Here is a 26017-nt window from a genome sequence, read left to right as displayed (position 1 = left end):
ATGCGTACAAGCAGTGGGAGCAGACTTTGTTCTGTGACTGCGTACCTTTTGTATAATGGGTCAGCGACTTATTTTCAGTGGCGAGCTTAACCGAATAGGGGAGGCGTAGCGAAAGCGAGTCTTAATAGGGCGTCTAGTCGCTGGGAATAGACCCGAAACCGGGCGATCTATCCATGGGCAGGTTGAAGGTTGGGTAACACTAACTGGAGGACCGAACCGACTACCGTTGAAAAGTTAGCGGATGACCTGTGGATCGGAGTGAAAGGCTAATCAAGCTCGGAGATAGCTGGTTCTCCTCGAAAGCTATTTAGGTAGCGCCTCATGTATCACTGTAGGGGGTAGAGCACTGTTTCGGCTAGGGGGTCATCCCGACTTACCAAACCGATGCAAACTCCGAATACCTACAAGTGCCGAGCATGGGAGACACACGGCGGGTGCTAACGTCCGTCGTGAAAAGGGAAACAACCCAGACCGTCAGCTAAGGTCCCAAAGTTATGGTTAAGTGGGAAACGATGTGGGAAGGCTTAGACAGCTAGGAGGTTGGCTTAGAAGCAGCCACCCTTTAAAGAAAGCGTAATAGCTCACTAGTCGAGTCGGCCTGCGCGGAAGATGTAACGGGGCTCAAACCATACACCGAAGCTACGGGTATCACCTTCGGGTGATGCGGTAGAGGAGCGTTCTGTAAGCCTGTGAAGGTGAGTTGAGAAGCTTGCTGGAGGTATCAGAAGTGCGAATGCTGACATGAGTAACGACAATGGGTGTGAAAAACACCCACGCCGAAAGACCAAGGTTTCCTGCGCAACGTTAATCGACGCAGGGTTAGTCGGTCCCTAAGGCGAGGCTGAAAAGCGTAGTCGATGGAAAACAGGTTAATATTCCTGTACTTCTGGTTATTGCGATGGAGGGACGGAGAAGGCTAGGCCAGCTTGGCGTTGGTTGTCCAAGTTTAAGGTGGTAGGCTGAGATCTTAGGTAAATCCGGGATCTTAAGGCCGAGAGCTGATGACGAGTTACCCTTTGGGTGACGAAGTGGTTGATGCCATGCTTCCAAGAAAAGCTTCTAAGCTTCAGGTAACCAGGAACCGTACCCCAAACCGACACAGGTGGTTGGGTAGAGAATACCAAGGCGCTTGAGAGAACTCGGGTGAAGGAACTAGGCAAAATGGCACCGTAACTTCGGGAGAAGGTGCGCCGGTGAGGGTGAAGGACTTGCTCCGTAAGCTCATGCCGGTCGAAGATACCAGGCCGCTGCGACTGTTTATTAAAAACACAGCACTCTGCAAACACGAAAGTGGACGTATAGGGTGTGACGCCTGCCCGGTGCCGGAAGGTTAATTGATGGGGTTAGCTAACGCGAAGCTCTTGATCGAAGCCCCGGTAAACGGCGGCCGTAACTATAACGGTCCTAAGGTAGCGAAATTCCTTGTCGGGTAAGTTCCGACCTGCACGAATGGCGTAACGATGGCGGCGCTGTCTCCACCCGAGACTCAGTGAAATTGAAATCGCTGTGAAGATGCAGTGTATCCGCGGCTAGACGGAAAGACCCCGTGAACCTTTACTATAGCTTTGCACTGGACTTTGAATTTGCTTGTGTAGGATAGGTGGGAGGCTTTGAAGCGTGGACGCCAGTTCGCGTGGAGCCATCCTTGAAATACCACCCTGGCAACTTTGAGGTTCTAACTCAGGTCCGTTATCCGGATCGAGGACAGTGTATGGTGGGTAGTTTGACTGGGGCGGTCTCCTCCTAAAGAGTAACGGAGGAGTACGAAGGTGCGCTCAGACCGGTCGGAAATCGGTCGTAGAGTATAAAGGCAAAAGCGCGCTTGACTGCGAGACAGACACGTCGAGCAGGTACGAAAGTAGGTCTTAGTGATCCGGTGGTTCTGTATGGAAGGGCCATCGCTCAACGGATAAAAGGTACTCCGGGGATAACAGGCTGATACCGCCCAAGAGTTCATATCGACGGCGGTGTTTGGCACCTCGATGTCGGCTCATCACATCCTGGGGCTGAAGCCGGTCCCAAGGGTATGGCTGTTCGCCATTTAAAGTGGTACGCGAGCTGGGTTTAGAACGTCGTGAGACAGTTCGGTCCCTATCTGCCGTGGACGTTTGAGATTTGAGAGGGGCTGCTCCTAGTACGAGAGGACCGGAGTGGACGAACCTCTGGTGTTCCGGTTGTCACGCCAGTGGCATTGCCGGGTAGCTATGTTCGGGAAAGATAACCGCTGAAAGCATCTAAGCGGGAAACTTGCCTCAAGATGAGATCTCACTGGAACCTTGAGTTCCCTGAAGGGCCGTCGAAGACTACGACGTTGATAGGTTGGGTGTGTAAGCGCTGTGAGGCGTTGAGCTAACCAATACTAATTGCCCGTGAGGCTTGACCATATAACACCCAAGCAATTTGCTGACCTGAAAAGGCACCAGATTGCGGTGTGTGAAGACGAAACGAACCGAAAGTTCGACTGCACTTAAAAAAGCAGCACAAAACACCGAAAGCCATCACATACCCAATTTGCTGAAGCGAGGCCACTTGGCCACGACTCAGTACCCGAATTTCTTGACGACCATAGAGCGTTGGAACCACCTGATCCCATCCCGAACTCAGCAGTGAAACGATGCATCGCCGATGGTAGTGTGGGGTTTCCCCATGTGAGAGTAGGTCATCGTCAAGATTAAATTCCGAAACCCCAATTGCGAAAGCAGTTGGGGTTTTGTTTTGCCCGCAGGAAAGTATTTGAGCGTTCTCGGGCAACTCTAATCATGATTCGTTGTTATGTCAGGGCAGCGCCAGTATTGCTCCCCAGCGGTGCCGTCTGCGACATTCGCCATAGGGCCCTTAGGCCGTCCACGTTCGCGTAGCAGCGCGCCCGCGATGTGATGAGTGCAACGAGTCGATATTCGCTCAGCAGTCCTCTTATGAGCCTCTGTAAGGTTTTGTTCGGGCAGATGCGCCTGACGGCCCTATGAGAGCGCCAGAGGAGTTTGTAGCGGAGCTGCGCTTGCTTGGTTGAAGCATAAGGGTAATGCCCGAGCTATTAAGCAATGTGTCTTGCTTCTCGGTTGCCTGGAGGCTTTGATTTGCGAGCGAGTGAGGTGGGGCGTGACTGTGCGCTCTGGAGTCTGTAGAGCGCTTGTAAAAAGAAGCTGTCTTGCAAGGGGGGATGAAATTCCGGAAACAAAAAAGCCCGCAGTTAGCGGGCTTTAGAGGTGTTACGTAGACGCTGGTAGTCGTCTATGTCTTGCAAATGGTGCCCCGAGGGAGACTCGAACTCCCACTCCTTTCGAAAACGGATTTTGAATCCGCCGCGTCTACCAATTCCGCCATCAGGGCTCAATGGCGGCGAAGTATAGAGATGAGATTACCGTTGGTCAATCACGTTTCATGGTCTATTTTCGATATTTCCGCTAAACTTTCCGGCCCTGCTAGACGAACCCCATCATGCGCGTTGCTGACTTTACTTTCGAGCTCCCTGATTCGCTGATCGCCCGCCACCCTTTGGCCGAGCGTCGCGGTAGTCGCCTGCTGACCCTGGATGGGCCGAGCGGCGCCCTTGCACACCGTCAATTCACTGATTTGCTTGAGCATTTGCGCCCGGGCGATTTGATGGTGTTCAACAATACCCGGGTGATTCCGGCGCGGCTGTTCGGGCAGAAAGCGTCCGGCGGCAAGTTGGAAATCCTCATCGAACGCGTGCTCGATACCCATCGCGTACTGGCTCATGTGCGCTCCAGCAAGTCGCCAAAACCGGGTTCGAAGATCCTTATCGATGGCGGCGGCGAGGCAGAAATGCTCGCGCGTCACGATGCGCTGTTCGAACTGGCCTTCGCTGAAGAAGTGTTGCCGCTGCTCGATCGTGTCGGGCACATGCCGTTGCCTCCCTATATCGATCGCCCGGATGAAGGTTCGGATCGCGAGCGTTATCAGACTGTGTACGCCGAGCGCTTGGGTGCAGTGGCGGCGCCTACGGCGGGCCTGCATTTCGATCAGTCGCTGATGGAGGCGATTGCTGCCAAGGGCGTCGAGACAACGTTCGTCACGCTGCATGTTGGCGCGGGGACGTTCCAGCCAGTACGCGTCGAAAAACTTGAAGATCACCACATGCACACCGAGTGGCTGGAAGTCGGCCAGGACGTGGTCGATGCGGTCGCAGCGTGCCGTGCGCGCGGTGGTCGAGTGATTGCGGTCGGTACCACCAGCGTGCGTTCGCTGGAAAGTGCTGCACGCGATGGCGTGCTCAAGCCGTTCAGTGGCGACACCGATATCTTTATCTTCCCGGGCCGACCGTTCCATGTGGTCGATGCCTTGGTGACCAATTTCCATTTGCCGGAATCGACGCTGTTGATGCTGGTTTCGGCATTTGCCGGTTATCCCGAGACCATGGCTGCCTACAAGGCCGCCGTCGATAACGGTTACCGTTTTTTCAGCTACGGTGATGCGATGTTCATCACCCGTAATCCCGCACCGACTGCCCCTGAACAAACAGGCCCAGAGGAAACAGAATGAGTCGCGAATGTCGCATGTCCTTTGAACTTCTGGCCACCGATGGCAAGGCCCGGCGTGGTCGCCTGACTTTCCCGCGTGGCACCGTCGAGACCCCGGCGTTCATGCCGGTGGGCACTTACGGCACGGTCAAGGGCATGTTGCCGCGTGACATCGTTGCCACCGGCGCTGAAATCATTCTGGGCAACACCTTTCACCTGTGGCTGCGCCCTGGCACCCAAGTGATCAAGGAGCATGGCGACCTGCACGATTTCATGCAGTGGAAAGGCCCGATCCTCACTGACTCCGGCGGTTTTCAGGTGTTCAGCCTCGGCGCGATGCGCAAGATCAAGGAGGAGGGCGTGACCTTCGCCTCCCCGGTCGACGGCGCAAAAGTTTTCATGGGCCCGGAAGAATCGATGCAGGTGCAGCGCGATCTCGGCTCCGACATTGTGATGATTTTCGACGAATGCACGCCGTACCCGGCTGACGAAGATGTTGCTCGCGTATCGATGGAGTTGTCGCTGCGCTGGGCTCAGCGTTCGAAAAATGCTCACGGCGACAATACCGCCGCGTTGTTCGGCATCGTTCAGGGCGGCATGCACCAGGATCTGCGCATGCGCTCGCTCGAAGGCCTCGACAAGATCGGCTTCGATGGCCTGGCTATTGGCGGTCTGTCGGTGGGCGAGCCGAAGCACGAGATGATCAAGGTTCTGGATTATCTGCCAGGCATGATGCCGGCTGACAAACCTCGTTACCTTATGGGTGTTGGCAAACCGGAAGATCTGGTTGAGGGTGTGCGCCGCGGTGTGGACATGTTCGATTGCGTGATGCCAACCCGTAATGCCCGCAATGGGCATCTGTTCATTGATACCGGCGTGCTGAAGATCCGTAACGCGTTCCATCGCCATGATGAATCGCCGCTGGATCCGACCTGCGATTGCTATACCTGCCAGAACTTCTCCCGCGCTTATCTGCATCACCTGGACAAGTGCGGCGAAATGCTGGGAAGCATGCTCAATACCATCCATAACTTGCGCCATTATCAGGTGCTGATGGCTGGTTTGCGCGAGGCTATTCAACAGGGTACATTGGCCGCCTTTGTCGATGCCTTCTACGCCAAACGCGGGCTCCCCGTTCCGCCTTTGGACTGAGTTTTCTGACCCCAAGATTCAACATTTGCAACTGGAGTGCTAAATGAGCTTTTTTATCTCTAACGCCATGGCTGACGCGGCTGCACCGGCTGCTGCCGGCCCAATGGGCGGCGGTTTCGAGTGGATTTTCCTGGTCGGCTTCCTGGTCATCTTCTACCTGATGATCTGGCGTCCACAGGCCAAGCGCGCCAAAGAGCAGAAGAACCTGCTGAGCAGCCTGCAAAAAGGTGACGAAGTTGTGACCACTGGCGGCATCGCCGGCAAGATCACCAAAGTGGCCGATGACTTCGTGGTTCTGGAAGTTTCCGACACCGTGGAAATGAAGTTCCAGAAAGGCGCCATCGCCGCCACGCTGCCAAAAGGCACGCTGAAAGCGATCTGAAGCAACAACTTCTACTCAATCGACGGGGCGCGCAAGGCGCCCCGCGTTCATAACGGGCGGCGTGATGCTGAACAAATATCCTCTGTGGAAATACATTCTGATCCTGGCGGTGCTGGCGATCGGTCTGATTTATTCCGCTCCGAATCTATACCCCGATGACCCGGCCATTCAGGTCAGCGGTGCAAGCACTGCGCTGCAAGTCAATCAGGCTGATCTGGATCGTGTGAGCACTGCGCTCAAGGAGTCCGGGATCAACGTCAAGGCAGCCACGCTGGCCGCCAACGGCAAGGGCGGTCTGATCCGTCTGAGCAAGGCTGAAGACCAGCTGCCGGCCAAAGACGTTGTGCGCAAGGCATTGGGTGACGACTACGTTGTCGCGCTGAACCTGGCACAGACCACTCCGCAGTGGCTGCGCAATCTGGGTGCGCACCCGATGAAGCTGGGTCTGGACTTGTCCGGTGGTGTGCACTTCCTGCTGGAAGTGGACATGGACAAAGCCCTCGATGCACGCCTGAAAGTCTACGAAGGCGACGTCAAGAGCCTGCTGCGCAAAGAGAAGCTGCGCTATCGCAGCCTGCCGCAACTGGGCGGTGCCATTCAGCTGGGCTTCAGCGATGAAGATTCCCGCGAACAGGCCCGTGCACTGATCCGCAAGAACTTCAACGATTTCGACATTGTTCCGGCCGACCTTAATGGTCAACCGGTGCTGCGTCTGGCGATGACCCCGGCCAAGCTGGCGGAAATCCGTGAGTACTCCATCAAGCAGAACTTGACCACGGTACGTAACCGCGTCAACGAGCTGGGTGTTGCCGAACCGATCGTGCAGCGTCAGGGCGCCAACCGCATCGTGGTTGAGCTGCCGGGCGTGCAGGACACTGCCGAAGCCAAGCGTATTCTCGGCAAGACGGCCAACCTTGAGTTCCGTCTGGCTGCCGAGCCAGGTGCTTCGAAAGCCACCTCCGAAACCTTCGAGTTCCGTGAGGGTAATCGTCCGCCAGCGCAGATCGAGCGTGGTCTGATCATCACCGGTGACCAGGTCACCGACGCCAAGGCCGGTTTCGGCGAGCACGGCACCCCGGAAGTGAACATCCGTCTGGATGGTCACGGTGGTGAGCTGATGAGCCGCGCTACTCGTTCGAACGTTGGTCGCAGCATGGCGGTGATCTTCATCGAACAGCGCCCGATCACCACTTACACCAAGCAAGTGGTCGATGGCGTCGAGAAAGACGTTGCGGTGCAAACGTTCAAAGAAGAGAAGAAGATCATCAGCCTGGCGACCATCCAGTCGCCGCTGGGTGCTCAGTTCCGTATCACTGGCCTGAACGGTCAGGGTGAATCGTCCGAACTGGCTCTGCTGCTGCGCGCCGGTGGTCTGGCTGCACCGATGTACTTCGCTGAAGAGCGCACCATCGGCCCGAGCCTGGGTGCTGACAACATCACCAAAGGTATCGACGCCTCGCTGTGGGGCATGCTGTTCGTGTCGCTGTTCATCATCGCCATCTACCGCTTCTTCGGCATCATCGCCACCGTCGCACTGGCGGTGAACATGGTGCTGCTGCTGGCCCTGATGTCGCTGCTGGGTGCAACGCTGACCCTGCCGGGTATCGCCGGTATCGTGCTGACCATGGGTATGGCGGTCGACGCCAACGTGCTGATCTTCTCGCGGATCCGTGAAGAGATCGCCGCCGGCATGACCGTGCAGCGTGCAATCAACGAAGGCTTCGGCCGGGCATTCACCGCGATTCTCGATGCCAACCTGACCACGTTGTTGGTCGGCGGGATTCTCTTTGCCATGGGCACCGGCCCGGTCAAAGGTTTCGCAGTGACCATGTCCCTCGGGATCTTTACCTCGATGTTCACGGCCATCATGGTGACCCGCGCAATGGTCAACCTGATCTTTGGCGGACGTGACTTCAAGAAGTTGTGGATTTAAGGGGCTGCCATGTTACGTACAATCAACTTCATGGGCGTTCGCAACTTCGCGTTCGGCGTCACAGTGTTTCTCACGTTGCTGGCTATGTTCAGTGTCGTGACCAAGGGTATGAACTGGGGTCTGGACTTCACTGGCGGTACGCTCATCGAGCTGACCTACGAGCGTCCGGCCGACGTTACCAAGGTGCGTGAGCAACTGGCGACGTCGGGTTACCACGAAGCAATCGTGCAGAGCTTCGGTGCGACTACCGATCTGCTGGTGCGCATGCCGGGTGAAGACCCGCAACTGGGCCATCAGGTGGCGGAAGCGCTGCTGAAGGTCGGCGGCGACAACCCGGCAACGGTCAAGCGTGTCGAGTTCGTCGGCCCGCAGGTCGGTGAAGAGCTGCGCGACCAGGGCGGCCTCGGCATGCTGCTGGCGCTCGGCGGCATCCTGATCTACCTGGCTTTCCGCTTTCAGTGGAAGTTCGCGGTCGGCGCCATCGTTTCGCTGATTCACGACGTGATCGTAACCATCGGTATCCTGTCGTACTTCCAGATCACTTTCGATCTGACCGTGCTGGCGGCGGTGCTGGCGATTATCGGTTACTCGCTGAACGACACCATCGTGGTATTCGACCGGGTTCGTGAGAACTTCCGTGTGCTGCGCAAGGCAACGCTGATCGAGAACATCAACATCTCGACCACGCAGACCCTGCTGCGCACCATGGCGACGTCGATCTCCACCTTGCTGGCGATCGCCGCTCTGCTGTTCTTCGGCGGTGACAACCTGTTCGGCTTCTCGATCGCGCTGTTTATCGGTGTTCTGGCGGGTACTTACTCGTCGATCTACATCGCTAACGTGGTGCTGATCTGGCTGAACCTGACCACCGAGGATCTGATTCCTCCGGCCAACACCGAGAAGGAAGTCGACGACCGTCCATAACGGCCATCGTTTTCCCGGCTGTCAGCCCAAGAAAGGCGCGAGTTGAACTCGCGCCTTTTTTTATGCTCCAAGGCTGGGAGAAGCGCGGGCGCGTCCCGCATGTGATGGTCAGGAGGTTCATGTGAACAAGTCGTTGCTGGTTGGTGCGGTATTGGGTGCTGTCGGTGTGACTGCCGGGGGTGCTGTTGCCACCTACAGCCTGGTTAAAAGCGGCCCTGAGTATGCGCAAGTATTGGCCGTTGAACCGGTTAAAACACAGATCAAGACTCCACGTGAAGTGTGCAAGGACGTGACAGTGACTCGTCAGGCACCGGTAAAAGATCAACACCAGATTGCCGGTACCGTTGTGGGTGCACTGGCAGGTGGTTTGCTGGGTAATCAGATTGGCGGCGGCACCGGCAAGAAGATTGCCACGGTAGCCGGTGCGGTCGGTGGCGGTTATGCGGGTAACAAGGTGCAGGAAGGCATGCAAGAGCGTGACACCTACACCACCACACAAACCCGCTGCAACACGGTCAATGACATCAGCGACAAGGTCGTCGGTTACGACGTGCGTTACTCGCTCGATGGCAAGGAAGGCAAAGTGCGGATGGATCGCGATCCGGGCAACCAGATTCCGGTCGACAAGGAAGGCAAGCTGATTCTGTCGCAGAATGAGCCGGCTCAGTAAAGAGCGACTGTTTTAACAAGAAGCACCCTGCGGGGTGCTTTTTTGTGCCCGCCATTTAGGCTGCACAACAAATCCCCTGTAGGAGTGAGCCTGCTCGCGATAGCTATTCATCATTCAATGCAGGTGGTGGCTGATACACCGCTATCGCGAGCAGGCTCACTCCTACATTGGTCCCGTGGTGTAGCAGGTGACGAATTTCAGGCATAAAAAAAGCACCCCGAAGGGTGCTTTTTTCGTCTCGCCGGAAGCTTAGCGCTTCAGCGAAGCCGGCAGGTGCGGCTGGATCGCCGTCAGCACTGCCTTGAAGCATTTGGTGTTGCCGGCAACGATGTGGCCTTTTTCAAGGAAATCGTGACCGCCGGTGAAGTCGCTCACCAGGCCGCCAGCTTCTTGAATCAGCAGGGCGCCTGCAGCCATGTCCCACTCGGACAGGCCTGACTCCCAGAACGCGTCGAAACGACCGGCAGCCACATAAGCCAGGTCCAGGCTCGCCGAACCGGCGCGGCGGATGCCGGCAGTCTGGCCAACCAGAGCGCGGAACATGCCCAGGTAGTTGTCGAGGTTGTCCATCTGGTCGTCACGGAACGGGAAGCCGGTACCCAGCAGGGCGCCGTCGAGGCTGGTGCGACCGCTGACGCGCAGGCGACGACCGTTCAGTTGAGCGCCGCGACCACGGCTGGCGGTGAATTCTTCCTGGCGAACCGGGTCCAGAACCACTGCATGTTCCAGGCGGCCACGGTACTTACAGGCAATGCTGACAGCGAAGTGCGGAATGCCACGCAGGAAGTTGGTGGTGCCGTCCAGTGGATCGATGATCCACAGGTACTCTTCGCCTTCGATGCCGGTGCCGGCGTGCAGGCCAGTCTCTTCACCCTGGATCGAGTGATTCGGGTAAGCCTTGCGCAGGGCATCGATGATTTTCTGTTCGGCGGCGCGATCGACCTCGGATACATAATCCTTGGCGTCTTTTTCGTCGACCTTGATGGTATCCAGGCGCTCGATGGAGCGGAAGATCAGTTCACTGGCGCTGCGGGCGGCGCGCAGCGCGATATTCAGCATGGGCTGCATGGATGTGTCACCTAAGGTTGTTAAAGAAAGCCGCGCATTCTATCAGAACTTTTCTTCAGGTGAAGGACGCTGTTCGCTTTCATAGCTTAACGGTAGGCTGTTCTGTAAGATTTGCACCCCTTTCCTGTGTCCGAGAGCGCCTCCCTTGCTGCAGAACATTCGTGTCGTCCTGGTCAATACCAGCCACCCCGGCAATATCGGCGGGGCCGCGCGCGCCATGAAAAACATGGGTCTGTCGCGATTGGTGCTGGTCGAACCGCGGGTCTTCCCGCACCACGAAGCCGATGCTCGTGCTTCCGGTGCCGGTGACATCCTTGAAAACGCGCAGGTCGTCGCCACCCTGGAAGATGCTCTGGTTGGCTGCAATCTGGTGCTTGGCACCAGCGCTCGTGACCGTCGAATCCCCTGGCCGCTGCTGGATCCGCGCGAGTGCGGCACCAAAGTGGTTGAAGAAGCCGGGCAGGGCGCTGAAATCGCTCTGGTCTTCGGTCGTGAAGATTCCGGCCTGACCAATGACGAGCTGCAGCGATGTCACTTTCACGTGCACATTCCCTCCGACCCTGAGTTCAGCTCGCTGAACCTCGGCGCGGCGGTGCAGGTGTTGAGCTACGAAGTGCGCATGGCCTGGCTGGCTGCACAAGGTCAGCCGAGCAAGATCGAGAAAGAGGAAGTGGCCTCGGTGAAAAGCGCCGAGCTGGCGACCATGGATGAGCTGGAGCGCTTTTATGAGCATCTGGAGCAGACGCTGGTCGCCATCGAATTCCTCGATCCGGAAAAACCGCGGCACTTGATGGCGCGCCTGCGCCGGTTGTACGGACGCAGCTCGGTCAGCCGGGCGGAAATGAATATTTTGCGTGGCATCCTCACGGAAACCCAGAAAGCTGCCCGTGGTGAGCTTCTTAAGCGGAAGGACTAAATGATGTTTGAGCGTTTGCGTGAAGATATCCAGAGCGTATTCCATCGAGACCCGGCGGCGCGTAACGCTTTTGAAGTCCTGACCTGCTACCCCGGCATGCATGCGATCTGGATTCATCGATTGGCCGGCATGCTGTGGCGCAATGAACTGAAATGGCTGGCGCGGCTGGTATCGAACTTCGGTCGCTGGTTGACCGGGATCGAGATTCATCCGGGCGCCAAGGTCGGTCGTCGTTTCTTTATCGACCACGGCATGGGCATCGTCATCGGTGAGACCGCCGAGATTGGCGATGACGTGACCATCTATCAGGGCGTGACTCTGGGTGGTACCAGCTGGAACAAAGGCAAGCGTCACCCGACGCTGGGTGATGGTGTGGTCGTGGGCGCGGGCGCCAAGGTGCTCGGTCCGTTCACGGTTGGCGCGGGAGCCAAAGTCGGCTCCAATGCTGTGGTGACCAAAGAAGTGCCGCCGGGAGCCACGGTTGTCGGTATTCCTGGGCGAATCATCGTCAAGTCTGACGAAGAGCAGGACGCCAAGCGCAAGGCTATGGCCGAGAAAATCGGTTTCGACGCCTACGGTGTTAGCGAAGACATGCCCGACCCGGTGGCGCGCGCCATTGGTCAGTTGCTCGATCACCTGCAAGCGGTGGACGGACGGCTGGAAGGGATGTGTGGTGCGCTGAAGGATCTGGGCAGTAATTACTGTGCGAAAGATCTGCCTGAACTGCGTGAAGAAGACTTCGCCTGCGTCAAAGGCAAAGACGAATCCAAAGCCAGCTAAACCTCAGCGCTGCCTTCGCGAGCAGGCTCGCTCCCACATTGGAATGTATTGCCCTTGTGGGAGCGAGCCTGCTCGCGAAGAACGATAACGCGGTACCGCTGGCTGTACGCCGCCAGCCTTTGCTATGATGCGCGCGCTCTTTTGCGGGTAATCCTGACTAAAGTACTAGGTCTTAAAGTTGACTTAAATACTCGGGAATTGCATACTCGCCCCATTCTGAACTCCGTGGTAACTGTCCATGCGACTGACTACAAAAGGCCGATACGCCGTGACCGCCATGCTTGACCTGGCGTTGCACGCGCAGCACGGGCCGGTGTCCCTGGCCGATATCTCCGAGCGCCAAGGCATCTCCCTGTCCTACCTCGAACAGCTGTTCGCCAAGCTGCGCCGCAGCAACCTGGTTTCCAGTGTTCGCGGCCCGGGTGGTGGTTACCAGTTGTCCCGCGACATGCAGGGCATTCAGGTCGCTCAGGTGATCGATGCGGTAAACGAATCGGTCGATGCCACCAAATGCCAGGGCCAGGGCGATTGCCATTCCGGCGACACCTGCCTGACCCATCATCTGTGGTGCGATTTGAGCCTGCAGATTCACGAATTTCTAAGTGGTATCAGCTTGGCTGATCTTGTGACTCGCCGTGAGGTGCAAGAAGTAGCCCAGCGTCAGGACCAGCGCCGTTGCAACAGCAAGGCGCCACGCCTGGACAAGATTGAAGCGTCCGCCGTCGAATGACAGCCAGAGAGCTAGCGGCACGCCAGCCCTGATTTAGGAGATAGTCCATGAAATTGCCGATTTACCTTGATTACTCTGCGACCACCCCGGTTGATCCGCGTGTTGCGCAAAAAATGAGTGAATGCCTGCTGGTCGACGGAAACTTCGGTAACCCGGCGTCCCGTTCCCACGTGTTCGGCTGGAAGGCTGAAGAGTCCGTCGAAAACGCCCGTCGTCAGGTGGCCGATCTGGTCAACGCTGATCCGCGCGAAATCGTCTGGACCTCCGGTGCCACCGAATCCGACAACCTGGCAATCAAGGGTGCGGCGCATTTCTACGGCTCCAAGGGCAAGCACCTGATCACCTCCAAGATCGAGCACAAGGCTGTCCTCGACACCATGCGCCAACTGGAGCGTGAAGGTTTTGAGGTCACTTACCTCGAGCCGACCGAAGACGGTCTGATCACTCCGGCCATGATTGATGCTGCACTGCGCGAAGACACCATCCTCGTCTCCGTGATGCACGTGAACAACGAAATCGGCACCGTCAACGACATCGCCGCGATCGGCGAAATGCTCCGCGCCAAGGGCGTTCTGTTCCACGTCGACGCCGCTCAGTCCACTGGCAAGGTCGAGATCGACCTGCAGAAGCTGAAAGTCGACATGATGTCGTTCTCCGCCCACAAAACCTATGGCCCTAAAGGCATCGGCGCACTGTACGTCAGCCGCAAGCCGCGTGTGCGCATCGAAGCGACCATGCACGGCGGCGGTCACGAGCGTGGCATGCGTTCCGGCACCCTGGCGACCCACCAGATCGTCGGCATGGGCGAAGCGTTCCGTGTGGCCAAAGAAGACATGGCTGCCGAAAACGTCCGTATCAAAGCCTTGAGCGACCGTTTCTACAAGCAGGTCGAGCACCTGGAAGAGCTGTACGTCAACGGCAGCCTGACCGCCCGCGTTCCGCACAACCTGAACCTGAGCTTCAACTACGTTGAAGGCGAGTCGCTGATCATGGCGCTCAAGGATCTCGCGGTATCGTCCGGTTCGGCGTGCACCTCGGCGTCGCTGGAGCCTTCGTACGTACTGCGCGCCCTGGGCCGCAACGACGAACTGGCACACAGCTCGATCCGCTTCACCTTCGGCCGTTTCACCACCGAAGAAGAAATCGACTACGCCGCGCAGAAAGTCTGCGAGGCCGTTACCAAGCTGCGCGCTCTGTCGCCGCTGTGGGACATGTACAAAGACGGCGTCGATATCTCGAAAATCGAGTGGGCGGCACACTAAATATAGAAGCCGCCAGATACAGATCCTGTAGCGACGCGGCGGTTTACGCAGCGCAGTTGCAGGGTCTCAAGAGCGGCCCTGATGAGTGAGGATTGAGAATCATGGCTTACAGCGAAAAGGTCATCGACCACTACGAAAACCCGCGCAACGTCGGCAAGATGAACGCGGAAGATCCTGATGTCGGCACCGGCATGGTCGGCGCTCCGGCGTGCGGCGACGTGATGCGTCTGCAAATCAAGGTCAACGATCAGGGCGTTATCGAAGACGCCAAGTTCAAGACCTACGGCTGCGGTTCGGCTATCGCTTCCAGCTCCCTCGCCACCGAGTGGATGAAGGGCAAGACTCTGGACGAAGCAGAAACCATCAAGAACACTCAGCTGGCCGAAGAACTGGCCCTGCCGCCAGTAAAGATTCACTGCTCGGTACTGGCTGAAGACGCTATCAAGGCGGCTGTTCGCGATTACAAGCAGAAGAAAGGCTTGATCTGACTTTCTGTATTTGGCGACGAGTAAGGAGTCACCGATGGCTATCAGCATGACAGAAGCGGCTGCTCGACACGTGCGGCGCTCCCTCGACGGGCGCGGCAAAGGTGAAGGGATTCGTCTGGGGGTTCGCACCACAGGCTGTTCCGGCCTTGCCTACGTGCTGGAGTTTGTCGACGAGGTGGTTGCAGAGGATCAGGTGTTCGAGAGTCACGGCGAAAAAGTGATCATCGACCCGAAAAGCCTCGCCTACCTGGACGGCACCGAGCTCGACTTCGTCAAGGAAGGGTTGAACGAAGGCTTCAAGTTCAACAACCCCAACGTACGCGGTGAATGTGGCTGCGGCGAAAGCTTCAACATCTGAGGCTTGTCGTGGGTATTCCTTGTCATTTTGCTTTATTCGAGCTGCAACCGGGCTTCCGTCTGGATCTCGAGCAGTTGGCCACGCGCTATCGTGAGTTGGCGCGCGGTGTTCATCCTGACCGCTTTGCCGACGCTTCCGAGCGTGAGCAGCGGTCGGCACTCGAGCAGTCTGCGCGGCTCAACGACGCCTATCAGACGCTGAAGAGTCCGGCCCAGCGCGCACGCTACCTGCTGACCATCAGCGGGCATGAGGTGCCGATGGAAGTCACGGTCCATGATCCCGAGTTTCTTCTGCAGCAGATGCAATGGCGCGAAGAACTTGAAGACCTCCAGGACAGTGCCGACCTCGACGGTGTCGCGGTGTTCAAGCGGCGCTTGAAAGTGGCTCAGGAAGAACTCAATGAAAGCTTCGCAGCCTGTTGGGATGATGCAGCGCAACGCGAACAGGCCGAACGCCTGATGCGGCGCATGCAGTTCCTCGACAAGCTCACCTACGAAGTGCGCCAGTTAGAAGAGCGCCTCGACGATTAACCCAGTGCCGCTCCGGTCGCACGCCTGATATACAGATAAGTCCTGATCACGATGGCCCTACTGCAGATCGCCGAACCCGGCCAAAGTCCTCAACCGCACCAGCGTCGTCTGGCTGTGGGGATCGACTTGGGCACTACCAATTCGCTGGTCGCTGCGTTGCGCAGTGGTCTTTCCGAGCCGTTGGCCGACGCAAACGGGCAGGTCATCCTGCCGTCTGCTGTGCGTTACCACGCCGATCGCGTCGAAGTCGGCGAGTCGGCCAAACTGGCTGCCGCTTCCGATCCTTTGAACACCGTGCTGTCGGTCAAGCGCTTGATGGGTCGTGGTCTGTCCGACGTCAAGCAATTGGGCGAACAACTGCCATACCGCTTTGTCGGTGGCGAGTCGCACATGCCGTTCATCGACACCGTGCAGGGCCCGAAAAGCCCGGTCGAAGTCTCCGCCGATATCCTCAAGGTGCTGCGTCAGCGCGCTGAAGCGACCTTGGGTGGCGAACTGGTGGGCGCGGTGATCACCGTTCCTGCTTACTTCGATGATGCCCAGCGCCAAGCCACCAAGGATGCGGCCAAATTGGCCGGTCTGAACGTGCTGCGTCTGCTCAATGAGCCGACTGCGGCCGCTGTGGCGTACGGTCTGGATCAACACGCTGAAGGCCTGGTCGCAATTTATGATCTGGGCGGCGGCACCTTCGATATTTCGATTCTGCGTCTGACTGGCGGTGTTTTCGAGGTTCTGGCCACTGGCGGCGACAGCGCGCTGGGCGGCGACGACTTTGATCACGCGATTGCTGGCTGGATCATCGAGAGCGCGGGCCTGTCCGCCGATCTCGATCCGGGCGCACAACGCAATCTGTTGCAAACCGCTTGTGCGGCCAAAGAAGCGCTGACCGATGCGGCCAGCGTTGAAGTGGCCTATGGCGACTGGAAAGCGCCGCTGACTCGCGAAGCCTTCGATGCGTTGATCGAGCCAATGGTCGCGCGCAGCCTGAAAGCCTGCCGTCGCGCCGTTCGCGATTCCGGAATTGAGCTGGAAGACGTGCACGCCGTGGTCATGGTTGGCGGTTCGACCCGCGTTCCGCGTGTTCGCGAAGCTGTTGCCGAAGCCTTTGGTCGTCAGCCGCTGACTGAAATCGACCCGGATCAAGTGGTGGCCATCGGTGCCGCGATCCAGGCCGACACATTGGCTGGCAACAAGCGTGATGGCGGCGAACTGCTGCTGCTCGACGTGATTCCGCTGTCCCTGGGGCTGGAAACCATGGGCGGCCTGATGGAGAAGGTGATTCCGCGCAACACCACCATCCCCGTCGCTCGCGCACAAGATTTCACTACTTATAAAGACGGCCAGTCGGCCATGGCGATCCACGTTCTGCAGGGCGAGCGCGAGCTGATCAGCGACTGCCGTTCATTGGCGCGCTTCGAATTGCGTGGTATCCCGGCGATGGTCGCCGGTGCAGCGAAGATTCGCGTGACCTTCCAGGTCGACGCCGACGGCCTGCTCAGCGTTTCTGCCCGTGAGCTGGGTTCGGGCGTTGAGGCGAGCATTCAGGTCAAACCGTCCTACGGTCTGACCGACGGCGAGATTGCCAAGATGCTGAAAGATTCGTTTCAGCACGCCAATGACGACAAGGTCGCCCGCGTCCTGCGTGAGCAGCAAGTCGATGCCCAGCGCCTGATCGAAGCGGTGCAGGGCGCTCTGGAAGCCGATGGCGAGCGTTTGCTCGACGCCGAAGAGCGCATGGTTATCGACCTGCAGCTGCAGGAATTGGCCGAACTGATGAAAGGTACTGATGGTTACGCCATCGAGCAGCAGACCAAGCGTCTGTCGCAAGTGACCGATGCTTTTGCTGCCCGCCGCATGGATCTGACGGTGAAAGCCGCTCTGTCGGGGCGCAATCTGAATGAAATCGAGGATATCTGATGCCGCAGGTCATTTTTCTGCCCCACGAGAAGTTCTGCCCTGAAGGCATGGTGGTCGAGGCTGCGCCCGGCACATCGATTCTCGAACTGGCCCACGAACACCACATCGAGATGGAAAGCGCCTGCGGCGGCGTCTGCGCTTGCACCACCTGCCACTGCATCATCCGCGAGGGTTTCGACTCGATGGAAGAGGCTGACGAGCTGGAAGAAGACTTCCTCGATCGTGCCTGGGGTCTGGAAGCGCAATCGCGTCTGGCTTGCCAGGCTATTGTTGGTGAAGAAGACATCACCGTCGAAATTCCGAAATATTCGCTTAACCATGCGGCCGAAGCGCCGCACTGACTGGTAAGACTGTCATGAGCTACGGTTGGAATGATGTTCAACGTATTGCAGAAGAACTGGCCGAGGCCAAGCCGGGTGTAGATCCGTATTCTGTCAATTTCGTCGAGTTGCAGCAGTGGATCAAAGAGCTGCCTGACTTCGACGCTAACTCTGGCCGGGTCGGCGAGAAGGTGTTGGAAGCAGTTCAGCAGCTCTGGAATGATGAATTGGACTGATCGTCCTCGCAGGTTAGGCAATACCCAAGAACCCGCGTATAATTCGCGGGTTTAATTTTTCGCAAATTACCGTTTCTGGAGTTACACCATGGCTGTTCAACGCACTTTCTCCATCATCAAGCCTGACGCTGTTGCAAAAAACGTCATCGGCGAAATCACCACTCGTTTCGAAAAAGCCGGCCTGCGCGTTGTAGCTTCGAAACTGAAGCAACTGTCCAAAGCTGAAGCTGAAGGCTTCTACGCTGAGCACAGCGCTCGTGGTTTCTTCGGCGACCTGGTTGCTTTCATGATCTCCGGTCCTGTTGTTGTTCAGGTTCTGGAAGGCGAAAACGCTATCGCTCTGAACCGTGAGCTGATGGGCGCTACCAACCCTAAAGAAGCTGCTGCCGGCACCATCCGCGCTGACTTCGCTGATTCCATCGACGCCAACGCTGTTCACGGTTCGGACTCCGAAGCCGCAGCTGCTCGTGAAATCTCGTACTTCTTCGCAGCTACTGAAGTAACCACTCGCTAAGCATTGGCTTAAGAGTGAAGGTGAATCCATGACTACATCGACTGTAAAAACCAACCTGCTGGGTCTGACTCAACAGGAAATGGAAAAATTCTTCGACTCAATCGGGGAGAAGCGTTTCCGTGCCGGTCAGGTAATGAAATGGATTCACCACTTTGGTGTCGATGATTTCGACGCCATGACGAACGTCAGCAAGGCCTTGCGCGACAAGCTCAAGGCTATTGCTGAGGTCCGTGGTCCGGAAGTGGTCAGCGAGGACATCTCCAGCGACGGCACCCGTAAGTGGGTGGTGCGCGTGGCGTCCGGCAGCTGCGTCGAGACCGTATACATTCCCCAGGGCAAACGCGGCACTCTGTGCGTTTCGTCCCAGGCAGGCTGTGCCCTGGATTGCAGTTTCTGCTCCACCGGCAAGCAAGGCTTCAATAGCAACCTCACCGCCGCCGAAGTCATCGGCCAGGTGTGGATTGCCAACAAATCTTTCGGTAGTGTCCCGGCAACCGTCGACCGTGCCATCACCAACGTGGTGATGATGGGCATGGGTGAGCCGCTGCTGAACTTCGACAACGTCGTCGCCGCCATGCATCTGATGATGGACGACCTCGGCTACGGGATATCCAAGCGCCGCGTGACCCTGTCCACCTCGGGTGTGGTGCCGATGATCGATGAGCTGGCCAAGCACATCGACGTGTCCCTGGCGTTGTCCCTGCACGCACCGAATGACGCATTGCGTAACCAATTGGTGCCGATCAACAAGAAATATCCGCTTAAGATGCTGCTCGAGTCGTGCCAGCGCTACATGTCCGCCCTTGGCGAGAAACGTGTGCTGACCATCGAGTACACCTTGCTCAAGGACATCAACGACAAGGTTGAACACGCCGTTGAGATGATCGAGTTGCTGAAGAATATTCCGTGCAAGATCAACCTGATTCCGTTCAACCCGTTCCCGCACTCCGGGTACGAGCGTCCGAGCAACAACGCGATCCGTCGGTTCCAGGATCAGTTGCATCAGGCCGGTTTCAACGTCACGGTCCGCACCACCCGTGGTGAAGACATCGACGCCGCATGTGGTCAACTGGTAGGGCAGGTGCTGGATCGCACCCGTCGCAGCGAACGTTACATCGCCGTGCGCGAGTTGAGCGCCGACAGCGATCTGGCACAGAACGCCGCGAACACTAACTAAGAGAGGATCTCTATGTCCCTGCGCTTTGCGCTGCTGTTGCTGTTGGCCAGCCTGTGTGCTGGTTGTGTCCTGTCGGGTGACTACAACCCGATGAAGACCAGCAAGGGCCGCGATGAAGCGCGGGCTGCCTATGTGCAGTTGGGGCTGGGGTACTTGCAGCAAGGCATGAGCGAGCGGGCCAAGGTGCCGCTGAAGAAGGCGCTGGATATCGACGGTTCCGATCCTGACGCCAACGCTGCCCTCGGCTTGGTGTTTCAGTCCGAAATGGAGCCTGAGCTGGCCGACGAACACTTCCGCAAGGCTTTGTCCTCCCGTCCCGCCGATGCGCGCATTCTCAATAACTACGGCAGTTTTCTCTACGAACAACAGCGTTATAAAGAAGCCTACGAGCGTTTTGAACAGGCCGCCGCCGATACCCTGTATCCTGAGCGTTCGCGTGTGTTTGAAAACCTCGGCATGACGGCGGCGAAGCTCGGTCAGCGTGATCTGGCGCAGCAGCAGTTGGAAAAAGCACTGCGTTTGAACCGGCAACAACCACGCGCATTGCTGGAAATGGCTGAGTTGTCCTTCGAAGACAGGCATTATGTGCCCGCGCGTGATTATTACGACCGTTTCAGCCTGCTGACCGAACAAAATGCACGTAGTCTATTGCTCGGCGTTCGGCTGGCAAAAGTGTTTGAAGATCGCGACAAGGCCGCCAGTTATGGCCTGCAATTAAAACGACTCTATCCCGGTACGCCGGAATATCAGCAATACCTGTCGGAGCAATGATGAAAGCGGCGCATCCCGAAGTTGTAGCAGCGAATCGCGTTAACCCCGGTGAGACCCTGCGCCAGGCCCGCGAAAGCAATGGCTGGTCGCTGGCCGAAGTGGCCCTCAAGCTCAACCTCACCGTGACTTCCCTGAGCAATCTTGAAGCCGGCGCTTTCGACAAGCTGCCGGGGCATACCTTCGCTCGCGGTTATATTCGCGCCTATGCCAAGTTGCTCGGCATGGACCAGACCGTTCTGGTTCAGCAATTCGACCAGTCCACCGGCACCGACTCCCAGGGCAGCAACGTTCATGCCCTCGGCCGTATCGAAGAGCCGGTGCGGGTTTCCCACACCATTTTGCGTATTGTCAGCCTGCTGTTGCTGATCGCGGTCATCGGCGGCGGTTTCGTCTGGTGGCAGGATCAGACTTCGCAGCGCACCAAGGACCTGACGTCCCTGGCCCCTGAGCACGTTGAAGTCGAAGGTGCTGACGGCACGACCCAGATTCACCCGATCGACGAGCCGGAAGATCAGGCTGTCGAGGAAAATCAGGTCGATACTTCTACAGCGCTGGCGCTGCCTCAGTCGGAAGCCACGGCTGAATCGGCCGGTGCCGAAGGTGCTGCTCCAACGGCACCGGTTGCTCCAGCTGCAACGCCGACTACTCCGGGTCACACGCCAGCGCCGGTTGTCACCACCCCGGTTACTCCAGCACCAAACGCGCCGGCCACTCCAGCGCCGACCGTTACCGCTCCGGTTGTTCCTGCTGCATCGGCGGCCACCGCAGAAGCTGCCGCTCCGGTGGCTGGCGATGGTCAGGTACAACTGCAGTTCAGCGCCGATTGCTGGGCACAAGTGACCGATGGCCGTGGCAAAGTGATTTTCAGTGGTCTCAAGCATAAAGGCGACAGCGTGACCGTTTCCGGCAAGCCGCCGCTTAACGTACGTCTGGGCGTAGCTCGCGCCGCACAGGTCAGCTACAACGGCCAACCGGTCGATATCGCTCCGTTCACCAGTGGCGAGACTGCTCGCCTGAAGTTGGGTCAATAAGTCATGCACGGCGAATCTCCAATCAAACGTCGCGTTTCGCGCAAGATCTGGGTCGGCAACGTACCGGTGGGCGGCGATGCGCCGATCGCGGTGCAGAGCATGACCAACAGCGACACCAATGACGTTGCCGCCACTGTTGCGCAAATCAATCGTCTGGAAGCCGCCGGCGTCGACATCGTTCGCGTTTCGGTACCGGACATGGACGCCGCCGAGGCGTTCGGCAAGATCAAGCAACTGGTCAAGGTGCCGCTGGTTGCCGACATCCACTTCGACTACAAGATTGCCTTGCGCGTCGCCGAACTGGGTGTCGATTGCCTGCGTATCAACCCGGGCAACATCGGTCGCGAAGACCGTGTTCGCTCTGTGGTTGATGCTGCGCGTGATCGCGGTATTCCGATCCGCATCGGCGTCAACGCCGGTTCGCTGGAAAAAGACCTGCAAAAAAAATACGGCGAACCGACTCCGGCTGCGCTGGTTGAATCCGCGCTGCGTCACGTTGAGCATCTCGAACGCCTGAACTTCCAGGACTTCAAGGTCAGCGTGAAAGCTTCCGACGTGTTCATGGCCGTCGAAGCCTATCGCTTGCTGGCGAAAGAAATCGTTCAGCCGCTGCACCTGGGCATCACCGAAGCCGGTGGATTGCGTTCGGGCACAGTGAAATCCGCCGTGGGCCTAGGTATGCTGCTCGCCGAGGGGATTGGCGATACTATCCGCATCTCGCTGGCGGCCGACCCGGTCGAGGAAGTGAAGGTCGGTTACGACATTCTCAAGTCTTTGCATCTGCGATCCCGTGGCATCAACTTCATCGCCTGCCCGAGTTGCTCGCGGCAGAACTTCGATGTGGTGAAAACCATGAACGAGCTGGAAGGGCGCCTTGAAGACCTGCTGGTGCCGCTGGATGTCGCGGTGATCGGTTGCGTGGTCAACGGCCCCGGCGAAGCCAAGGAAGCCCATATCGGCTTGACCGGCGGCACGCCAAACCTGATTTACATCGACGGCAAGCCGGCGCAGAAACTGACGAATGACAATCTGGTGGACGAGCTGGAAAGGCTGATCCGCCAGAAAGCGGCCGAAAAGGTCGAAGCTGATGCTGCGGTTATCGCGCGCGGCTGAGCCTGACTGAACGCCGAACGAATTTAAGGATTTAAAGTGAGCAAGTCTCTGCAAGCCATTCGTGGCATGAACGACATCCTGCCCGAACAGACCCCGCTGTGGCGTTATTTCGAGGGCACCGTTGCGCGTCTGCTGGATAACTACGGTTATAAGCAGATCCGCATGCCGATCGTCGAGTTCACCGAGCTGTTCAAACGCTCGATCGGTGAAGTGACCGACATCGTCGAAAAAGAGATGTACACCTTCGAAGACCGCAACGGTGACTCCCTGACCCTGCGTCCGGAAGGCACCGCTGCATGCGTGCGTGCGGTGCTTGAGCACGGCATCACCGGCGGTGGCCAGGTGCAGAAACTCTGGTACATCGGCCCGATGTTCCGTCACGAGCGTCCGCAGAAAGGCCGTTATCGCCAGTTCCACCAGATCGGTCTGGAAGTGTTCAACCTCGACGGTCCGGACATCGACGCCGAGCTGATCACCATGACCTGGCGCCTGTGGGGTGAGCTGGGCATTCGTGATGCGGTCAAACTCGAACTCAACAGCCTCGGCACGAGCGAGTCCCGTGGTCGCTACCGTGAAGCGCTGGTCGAGTACCTCTCGGCGCACCACGACAAGCTCGACGAAGACAGCCAGCGTCGCCTGAAAACCAACCCGCTGCGCGTGCTCGACACGAAAAATGCCGACACTCAAGCGGTGCTGGTCGATGCGCCGAAAATGGCCGACTACCTCGACGACGAATCCCGTGCGCACTTCGAAGGTTTGAAAGCGCGTCTGGATGCCGTTGGCATTCCGTACGTGCTCAACCCGAAACTGGTGCGCGGCCTCGACTACTACAGCAAAACCGTTTTCGAATGGGTCACCGACAAGCTCGGCGCCCAAGGCACTGTCTGCGCCGGCGGCCGTTACGACGGTCTGGTCGAGCAGATGGGCGGCAAGCCGACCACCGGCGTTGGTTTCGCCATGGGCATCGAGCGTCTGGTGTTGATGCTGGAAACCCTGGAGCAGATCCCGGAAGAAATCTCCCGTCAGGTTGATGTCTATCTGTGCGCCTTCGGTGAAGAAGCCGAGCTGGCCGGTCTGGCCCTGGCTGAACGTGTTCGTGATCAACTTCCAAACCTGCGTCTGCAAGTCAATGCCGGCGCTGGCAGCTTCAAAAGCCAGTTCAAGAAAGCCGACAAGAGCGGTGCGCTGTACGCACTGATCCTCGGTGACGACGAAATGGCCCAGCAAGTGGTAGGTTTCAAACCCCTGCGTGGCCAGGGCGAACAACAAAGCATTGCCTGGGATGCGCTCGCCGCTCACCTGGCCACCTGCGTCGTGCAGGGTTGAAGCTGTCCAAACAGCCGATTTAGCGATTAAGGAGTATTGGGGTGTCGAGTACCGAAGACGAACAGTTGGCGGATTTGAAGGACTGGTGGACACGCAACGGCAAACCTCTGGTCACTGGCGGCCTGTTGGCGCTGGTCATCGTGTTCGGCTGGCAGGCTTATCACAAGTATCAGAGCAACCAGTCGCAAGGCGCCTCGGTGCTCTATCAGCAATTGCTGGAAACCACGCTGACGCCTGACGGCAAGCCTGACGCCGCCCGCGTTGCGGACCTGGCCGGCAAGCTCAACAGCGAATTCGGCGGTTCTGCCTACGCGCAGTACGGCAGCCTGTTCGTGGCCAAAGTGGCGGTCGACAGCGGCAAGCTGGATGACGCCGCGACCGAGCTGAAAGCCATCGTCGACAAACCGGCCAATCCGGCGCTGGGCGAGATCGCCCGTCAGCGTCTGGCGCAGGTGCTGGGTGCGCAGAACAAGGCTGAAGACGGCCTGAAACTGCTCGACGGCGACGCCGACAAGGCGTTCCTGGCCACTCGCGAAGAACTCAAGGGCGACCTGCTGGTACAGCTGGGCCGTACCGATGACGCGAACAAGGCGTATCAAAAAGCCAAGGCGGCACTGTCGGATGAAGCGGCGGTCGGTGGCCTTCAAATCAAGCTCGACGACCTGGCCAAAGGGGATGCGTGACGTGATCCGTTGGAAGCATGCAGCATTGCTGGCTCTGGCCCTTCTGGCCGCGGGTTGCAGCAGCAACAGCAAGAAAGAATTGCCACCGGCTGAACTGACCGACTTCAAAGAAGAAGTGGTTCTGCAAAAGCAGTGGAGTCGTTCGATCGGTGACGGTCAGGGCGAAACCTACAACATGCTGGTGCCGGCGATCGACGGTGACACCATCTACGCGGCCGATGTGACCGGCGTGGTGATGGCCATGGATCGCGGCAATGGCGATGTGAAGTGGAAGCAGGATCTTGAGCTGCCCGTCTCCGGCGCCGTGGGCGTGGGTTACGGTCTGGTGCTGATCGGTACGCTGCGTGGCGAAGTCGTCGCTCTGGACACCAGCAACGGTGAAGAGAAGTGGCGTGCCCGCGTCAACAGCGAAGTCCTTGCGCCACCGGCCAACAACGGTGACGTCGTGGTGGTGCAGACTCAGGACGATCGTCTGATCGGTCTTGATGCATCGACCGGTACCCAGCGCTGGGTGTATGACAGCACGCCGGCCGTACTGACCCTGCGTGGCACCAGTGCCCCGTTGGTGACCAACCGCCTCGCGGTGGCTGGCCTGTCGACCGGTAAAGTGGTCGCTCTGGACATTTCCAACGGCGTGCCGGTCTGGGAACAACGGATCGCGATTCCACAGGGTCGTTCGGAACTGGAGCGCGTGGTCGATATCGACGGCGGTCTGCTGTTGTCCGGCGGTACGCTGTACGTTGCCAGCTACCAGGGTCGCGTTGCGGCACTGGACCTGGAAAGCGGTCGTCAACTCTGGCAGCGCGATGCGTCGAGCTACGCTGGTATCGCTCAGGGTTTCGGCAGCGTTTACGTGAGCCTGTCTTCGGGCACCGTTGAAGGCGTCGACGAACGTTCCACCACAGCATTGTGGAGCAACGACTCGCTGGCCCGCCGTCAACTGTCGGCTCCGGAAGTGTTCTCCAGCTATGTTGCAGTGGGTGACCTGGAAGGTTATCTGCACCTGCTGAGCCAGGTCGACGGTCGTTTCGTCGGCCGCGAGCGCATCGACAGCGACGGCCTGCGTGCCCGTCCGCTGGTGGTGGGTGACACGATTTATGTTTATGGCAACAGCGGCAAACTGGAAGCCCTGACCATCAAGTAACAACTATGCTTGGGGTTAACACCCCCAGGCAGCTTCACTTGTGAGTATGAATGTGGGAGCGAGCCTGCTCGCGATGTGCGTCAACGATTACGCAGATGGCCTGAATAAACG

The 26017-nt window shown here is 58.2% G+C and carries 25 protein-coding genes, 1 tRNA gene and 2 rRNA genes (1 of these 28 only partly in view); 26 read left to right on the top strand and 2 right to left on the bottom strand.

Annotated features, from left to right (window positions below; translation table 11 throughout):
• A 23S ribosomal RNA gene (locus tag HU718_RS25030) occupies positions 1-2384 on the top strand (it extends 510 nt beyond the left edge of the window).
• Positions 2385-2555: 171 nt separating this feature from the next.
• Positions 2556-2671: ribosomal RNA gene (gene rrf / locus HU718_RS25025) — 5S ribosomal RNA — on the top strand.
• A 574-nt stretch (positions 2672-3245) separates the two neighbouring features.
• Here rrf and HU718_RS25020 read toward each other — a convergent pair.
• Positions 3246-3330, bottom strand: a tRNA-Leu gene (locus HU718_RS25020).
• 108 nt (positions 3331-3438) lie between these two features.
• On the opposite strand from HU718_RS25020, the gene queA reads away from it, so the two are divergent.
• The 6 genes from queA to HU718_RS24990 all read left to right on the top strand — a co-directional run bounded on the left by queA (position 3439) and on the right by HU718_RS24990 (position 9542).
• Entirely contained in the window at positions 3439-4503 is a 1065-nt protein-coding gene (gene queA / locus HU718_RS25015; protein ID WP_016984383.1) for a tRNA preQ1(34) S-adenosylmethionine ribosyltransferase-isomerase QueA, read from the top strand.
• Positions 4504-4517: 14 nt separating this feature from the next.
• Entirely contained in the window at positions 4518-5633 is a 1116-nt protein-coding gene (gene tgt, locus HU718_RS25010) for a tRNA guanosine(34) transglycosylase Tgt (RefSeq protein WP_162130185.1), read from the top strand.
• 43 nt (positions 5634-5676) lie between these two features.
• The gene (gene yajC / locus HU718_RS25005; RefSeq protein ID WP_007916913.1) at positions 5677-6015 is read left to right on the top strand and encodes a preprotein translocase subunit YajC; all 339 of its coding nucleotides are present in this window, start codon (positions 5677-5679) and stop codon (positions 6013-6015) included.
• A gap of 64 nt (positions 6016-6079) precedes the next feature.
• Positions 6080-7948 carry a protein translocase subunit SecD gene (gene secD, locus HU718_RS25000; RefSeq protein ID WP_077574432.1) on the top strand — a complete coding sequence of 623 codons (1869 nt, stop codon included), beginning with the start codon at positions 6080-6082 and terminating at the stop codon, positions 7946-7948.
• A gap of 9 nt (positions 7949-7957) precedes the next feature.
• The gene (gene secF, locus HU718_RS24995; RefSeq protein WP_095123431.1) at positions 7958-8872 is read left to right on the top strand and encodes a protein translocase subunit SecF; all 915 of its coding nucleotides are present in this window, start codon (positions 7958-7960) and stop codon (positions 8870-8872) included.
• Positions 8873-8993: 121 nt separating this feature from the next.
• Positions 8994-9542: a glycine zipper 2TM domain-containing protein gene (locus HU718_RS24990; RefSeq protein ID WP_007916907.1), complete on the top strand. Its 549-nt coding sequence runs from the start codon at positions 8994-8996 to the stop codon at positions 9540-9542.
• Between the two features lie 249 nt (positions 9543-9791).
• On the opposite strand, the gene suhB is transcribed toward HU718_RS24990, so the two are convergent.
• Positions 9792-10610: a type III secretion system regulator SuhB gene (gene suhB, locus HU718_RS24985; RefSeq protein WP_016773320.1), complete on the bottom strand. Its 819-nt coding sequence runs from the start codon at positions 10608-10610 to the stop codon at positions 9792-9794.
• Positions 10611-10755: 145 nt separating this feature from the next.
• On the opposite strand from suhB, the gene trmJ reads away from it, so the two are divergent.
• From trmJ to bamB, 18 genes are all read left to right on the top strand, one after another.
• Positions 10756-11526: a tRNA (cytosine(32)/uridine(32)-2'-O)-methyltransferase TrmJ gene (trmJ, locus tag HU718_RS24980; protein ID WP_095122505.1), complete on the top strand. Its 771-nt coding sequence runs from the start codon at positions 10756-10758 to the stop codon at positions 11524-11526.
• 3 nt (positions 11527-11529) lie between these two features.
• The gene (gene cysE, locus HU718_RS24975) at positions 11530-12306 is read left to right on the top strand and encodes a serine O-acetyltransferase (RefSeq protein ID WP_007916901.1); all 777 of its coding nucleotides are present in this window, start codon (positions 11530-11532) and stop codon (positions 12304-12306) included.
• Positions 12307-12544: 238 nt separating this feature from the next.
• Positions 12545-13036 carry a Fe-S cluster assembly transcriptional regulator IscR gene (gene iscR / locus HU718_RS24970; protein ID WP_003227911.1) on the top strand — a complete coding sequence of 164 codons (492 nt, stop codon included), beginning with the start codon at positions 12545-12547 and terminating at the stop codon, positions 13034-13036.
• 47 nt (positions 13037-13083) lie between these two features.
• On the top strand, positions 13084-14298 hold the full coding sequence (locus HU718_RS24965; protein ID WP_150730736.1) for an IscS subfamily cysteine desulfurase: 1215 nt from the start codon (positions 13084-13086) through the stop codon (positions 14296-14298).
• A gap of 101 nt (positions 14299-14399) precedes the next feature.
• Positions 14400-14786, top strand: coding sequence for a Fe-S cluster assembly scaffold IscU (iscU, locus tag HU718_RS24960; protein WP_003227907.1), 387 nt, complete (start codon positions 14400-14402; stop codon positions 14784-14786).
• Positions 14787-14820: 34 nt separating this feature from the next.
• Positions 14821-15144, top strand: a complete 324-nt coding sequence (gene iscA / locus HU718_RS24955) for an iron-sulfur cluster assembly protein IscA (RefSeq protein ID WP_003227904.1) — start codon at positions 14821-14823, stop codon at positions 15142-15144.
• A gap of 8 nt (positions 15145-15152) precedes the next feature.
• The gene (gene hscB, locus HU718_RS24950) at positions 15153-15674 is read left to right on the top strand and encodes a co-chaperone HscB (protein WP_007916889.1); all 522 of its coding nucleotides are present in this window, start codon (positions 15153-15155) and stop codon (positions 15672-15674) included.
• Positions 15675-15725: 51 nt separating this feature from the next.
• Positions 15726-17591, top strand: coding sequence for a Fe-S protein assembly chaperone HscA (hscA, locus tag HU718_RS24945; RefSeq protein ID WP_064118925.1), 1866 nt, complete (start codon positions 15726-15728; stop codon positions 17589-17591).
• Positions 17591-17932 carry an ISC system 2Fe-2S type ferredoxin gene (fdx, locus tag HU718_RS24940; RefSeq protein WP_007916885.1) on the top strand — a complete coding sequence of 114 codons (342 nt, stop codon included), beginning with the start codon at positions 17591-17593 and terminating at the stop codon, positions 17930-17932. The genes hscA and fdx overlap by 1 nt, the downstream gene beginning before the upstream one ends.
• Positions 17933-17946: 14 nt before the next feature.
• Positions 17947-18147, top strand: coding sequence for a Fe-S cluster assembly protein IscX (gene iscX, locus HU718_RS24935; protein ID WP_038362961.1), 201 nt, complete (start codon positions 17947-17949; stop codon positions 18145-18147).
• An 88-nt stretch (positions 18148-18235) separates the two neighbouring features.
• Positions 18236-18661 (top strand): nucleoside-diphosphate kinase, encoded by a 426-nt coding sequence (ndk, locus tag HU718_RS24930; protein ID WP_007916882.1) that lies wholly within the window; start codon positions 18236-18238, stop codon positions 18659-18661.
• 28 nt (positions 18662-18689) lie between these two features.
• Positions 18690-19838, top strand: a complete 1149-nt coding sequence (gene rlmN, locus HU718_RS24925; protein WP_016984373.1) for a dual-specificity RNA methyltransferase RlmN — start codon at positions 18690-18692, stop codon at positions 19836-19838.
• 12 nt (positions 19839-19850) lie between these two features.
• Positions 19851-20609 carry a type IV pilus biogenesis/stability protein PilW gene (gene pilW, locus HU718_RS24920; protein ID WP_186615264.1) on the top strand — a complete coding sequence of 253 codons (759 nt, stop codon included), beginning with the start codon at positions 19851-19853 and terminating at the stop codon, positions 20607-20609.
• Positions 20609-21640 (top strand): RodZ domain-containing protein, encoded by a 1032-nt coding sequence (locus HU718_RS24915; RefSeq protein ID WP_150707001.1) that lies wholly within the window; start codon positions 20609-20611, stop codon positions 21638-21640. The genes pilW and HU718_RS24915 overlap by 1 nt, the downstream gene beginning before the upstream one ends.
• Before the next feature lie 3 nt (positions 21641-21643).
• The gene (ispG, locus tag HU718_RS24910) at positions 21644-22753 is read left to right on the top strand and encodes a flavodoxin-dependent (E)-4-hydroxy-3-methylbut-2-enyl-diphosphate synthase (protein WP_186615266.1); all 1110 of its coding nucleotides are present in this window, start codon (positions 21644-21646) and stop codon (positions 22751-22753) included.
• Positions 22754-22789: 36 nt separating this feature from the next.
• Positions 22790-24079: a histidine--tRNA ligase gene (hisS, locus tag HU718_RS24905; protein WP_016984369.1), complete on the top strand. Its 1290-nt coding sequence runs from the start codon at positions 22790-22792 to the stop codon at positions 24077-24079.
• A gap of 41 nt (positions 24080-24120) precedes the next feature.
• Positions 24121-24762 (top strand): YfgM family protein, encoded by a 642-nt coding sequence (locus HU718_RS24900; protein ID WP_007916865.1) that lies wholly within the window; start codon positions 24121-24123, stop codon positions 24760-24762.
• Positions 24755-25906 (top strand): outer membrane protein assembly factor BamB, encoded by a 1152-nt coding sequence (bamB, locus tag HU718_RS24895; RefSeq protein ID WP_122604869.1) that lies wholly within the window; start codon positions 24755-24757, stop codon positions 25904-25906. Before HU718_RS24900 ends, bamB begins: the two co-directional genes overlap by 8 nt.
• The last annotated feature ends 111 nt before the right edge of the window (positions 25907-26017 follow it).

The sequence above is a fragment of the Pseudomonas tensinigenes genome, from assembly GCF_014268445.2.
Classification (GTDB): domain Bacteria; phylum Pseudomonadota; class Gammaproteobacteria; order Pseudomonadales; family Pseudomonadaceae; genus Aquipseudomonas; species Aquipseudomonas tensinigenes.
Note: the sequence above shows the minus strand (reverse complement) of the source record. Positions and strands in the feature narration are given on the sequence as shown.

Excerpts from the sequence above, each read along its gene's own strand:
- iscU (WP_003227907.1), top strand. The coding sequence starts at position 14,400 with ATGGCTTACAGCGAAAAGGTCATCGACCACTACGAAAACCCGCGCAAC.
- ispG (WP_186615266.1), top strand. The coding sequence starts at position 21,644 with ATGCACGGCGAATCTCCAATCAAACGTCGCGTTTCGCGCAAGATCTGG.
- HU718_RS24915 (WP_150707001.1), top strand. The coding sequence starts at position 20,609 with ATGAAAGCGGCGCATCCCGAAGTTGTAGCAGCGAATCGCGTTAACCCC.
- ndk (WP_007916882.1), top strand. The coding sequence starts at position 18,236 with ATGGCTGTTCAACGCACTTTCTCCATCATCAAGCCTGACGCTGTTGCA.
- bamB (WP_122604869.1), top strand. The coding sequence starts at position 24,755 with ATGCGTGACGTGATCCGTTGGAAGCATGCAGCATTGCTGGCTCTGGCC.
- suhB (WP_016773320.1), bottom strand. The coding sequence starts at position 10,610 with ATGCAGCCCATGCTGAATATCGCGCTGCGCGCCGCCCGCAGCGCCAGT.
- iscX (WP_038362961.1), top strand. The coding sequence starts at position 17,947 with ATGAGCTACGGTTGGAATGATGTTCAACGTATTGCAGAAGAACTGGCC.
- iscA (WP_003227904.1), top strand. The coding sequence starts at position 14,821 with ATGGCTATCAGCATGACAGAAGCGGCTGCTCGACACGTGCGGCGCTCC.
- hscA (WP_064118925.1), top strand. The coding sequence starts at position 15,726 with ATGGCCCTACTGCAGATCGCCGAACCCGGCCAAAGTCCTCAACCGCAC.
- secD (WP_077574432.1), top strand. The coding sequence starts at position 6,080 with ATGCTGAACAAATATCCTCTGTGGAAATACATTCTGATCCTGGCGGTG.
- tgt (WP_162130185.1), top strand. The coding sequence starts at position 4,518 with ATGTCCTTTGAACTTCTGGCCACCGATGGCAAGGCCCGGCGTGGTCGC.
- HU718_RS24965 (WP_150730736.1), top strand. The coding sequence starts at position 13,084 with ATGAAATTGCCGATTTACCTTGATTACTCTGCGACCACCCCGGTTGAT.
- pilW (WP_186615264.1), top strand. The coding sequence starts at position 19,851 with ATGTCCCTGCGCTTTGCGCTGCTGTTGCTGTTGGCCAGCCTGTGTGCT.
- yajC (WP_007916913.1), top strand. The coding sequence starts at position 5,677 with ATGAGCTTTTTTATCTCTAACGCCATGGCTGACGCGGCTGCACCGGCT.
- queA (WP_016984383.1), top strand. The coding sequence starts at position 3,439 with ATGCGCGTTGCTGACTTTACTTTCGAGCTCCCTGATTCGCTGATCGCC.
- fdx (WP_007916885.1), top strand. The coding sequence starts at position 17,591 with ATGCCGCAGGTCATTTTTCTGCCCCACGAGAAGTTCTGCCCTGAAGGC.
- rlmN (WP_016984373.1), top strand. The coding sequence starts at position 18,690 with ATGACTACATCGACTGTAAAAACCAACCTGCTGGGTCTGACTCAACAG.
- iscR (WP_003227911.1), top strand. The coding sequence starts at position 12,545 with ATGCGACTGACTACAAAAGGCCGATACGCCGTGACCGCCATGCTTGAC.
- secF (WP_095123431.1), top strand. The coding sequence starts at position 7,958 with ATGTTACGTACAATCAACTTCATGGGCGTTCGCAACTTCGCGTTCGGC.
- cysE (WP_007916901.1), top strand. The coding sequence starts at position 11,530 with ATGTTTGAGCGTTTGCGTGAAGATATCCAGAGCGTATTCCATCGAGAC.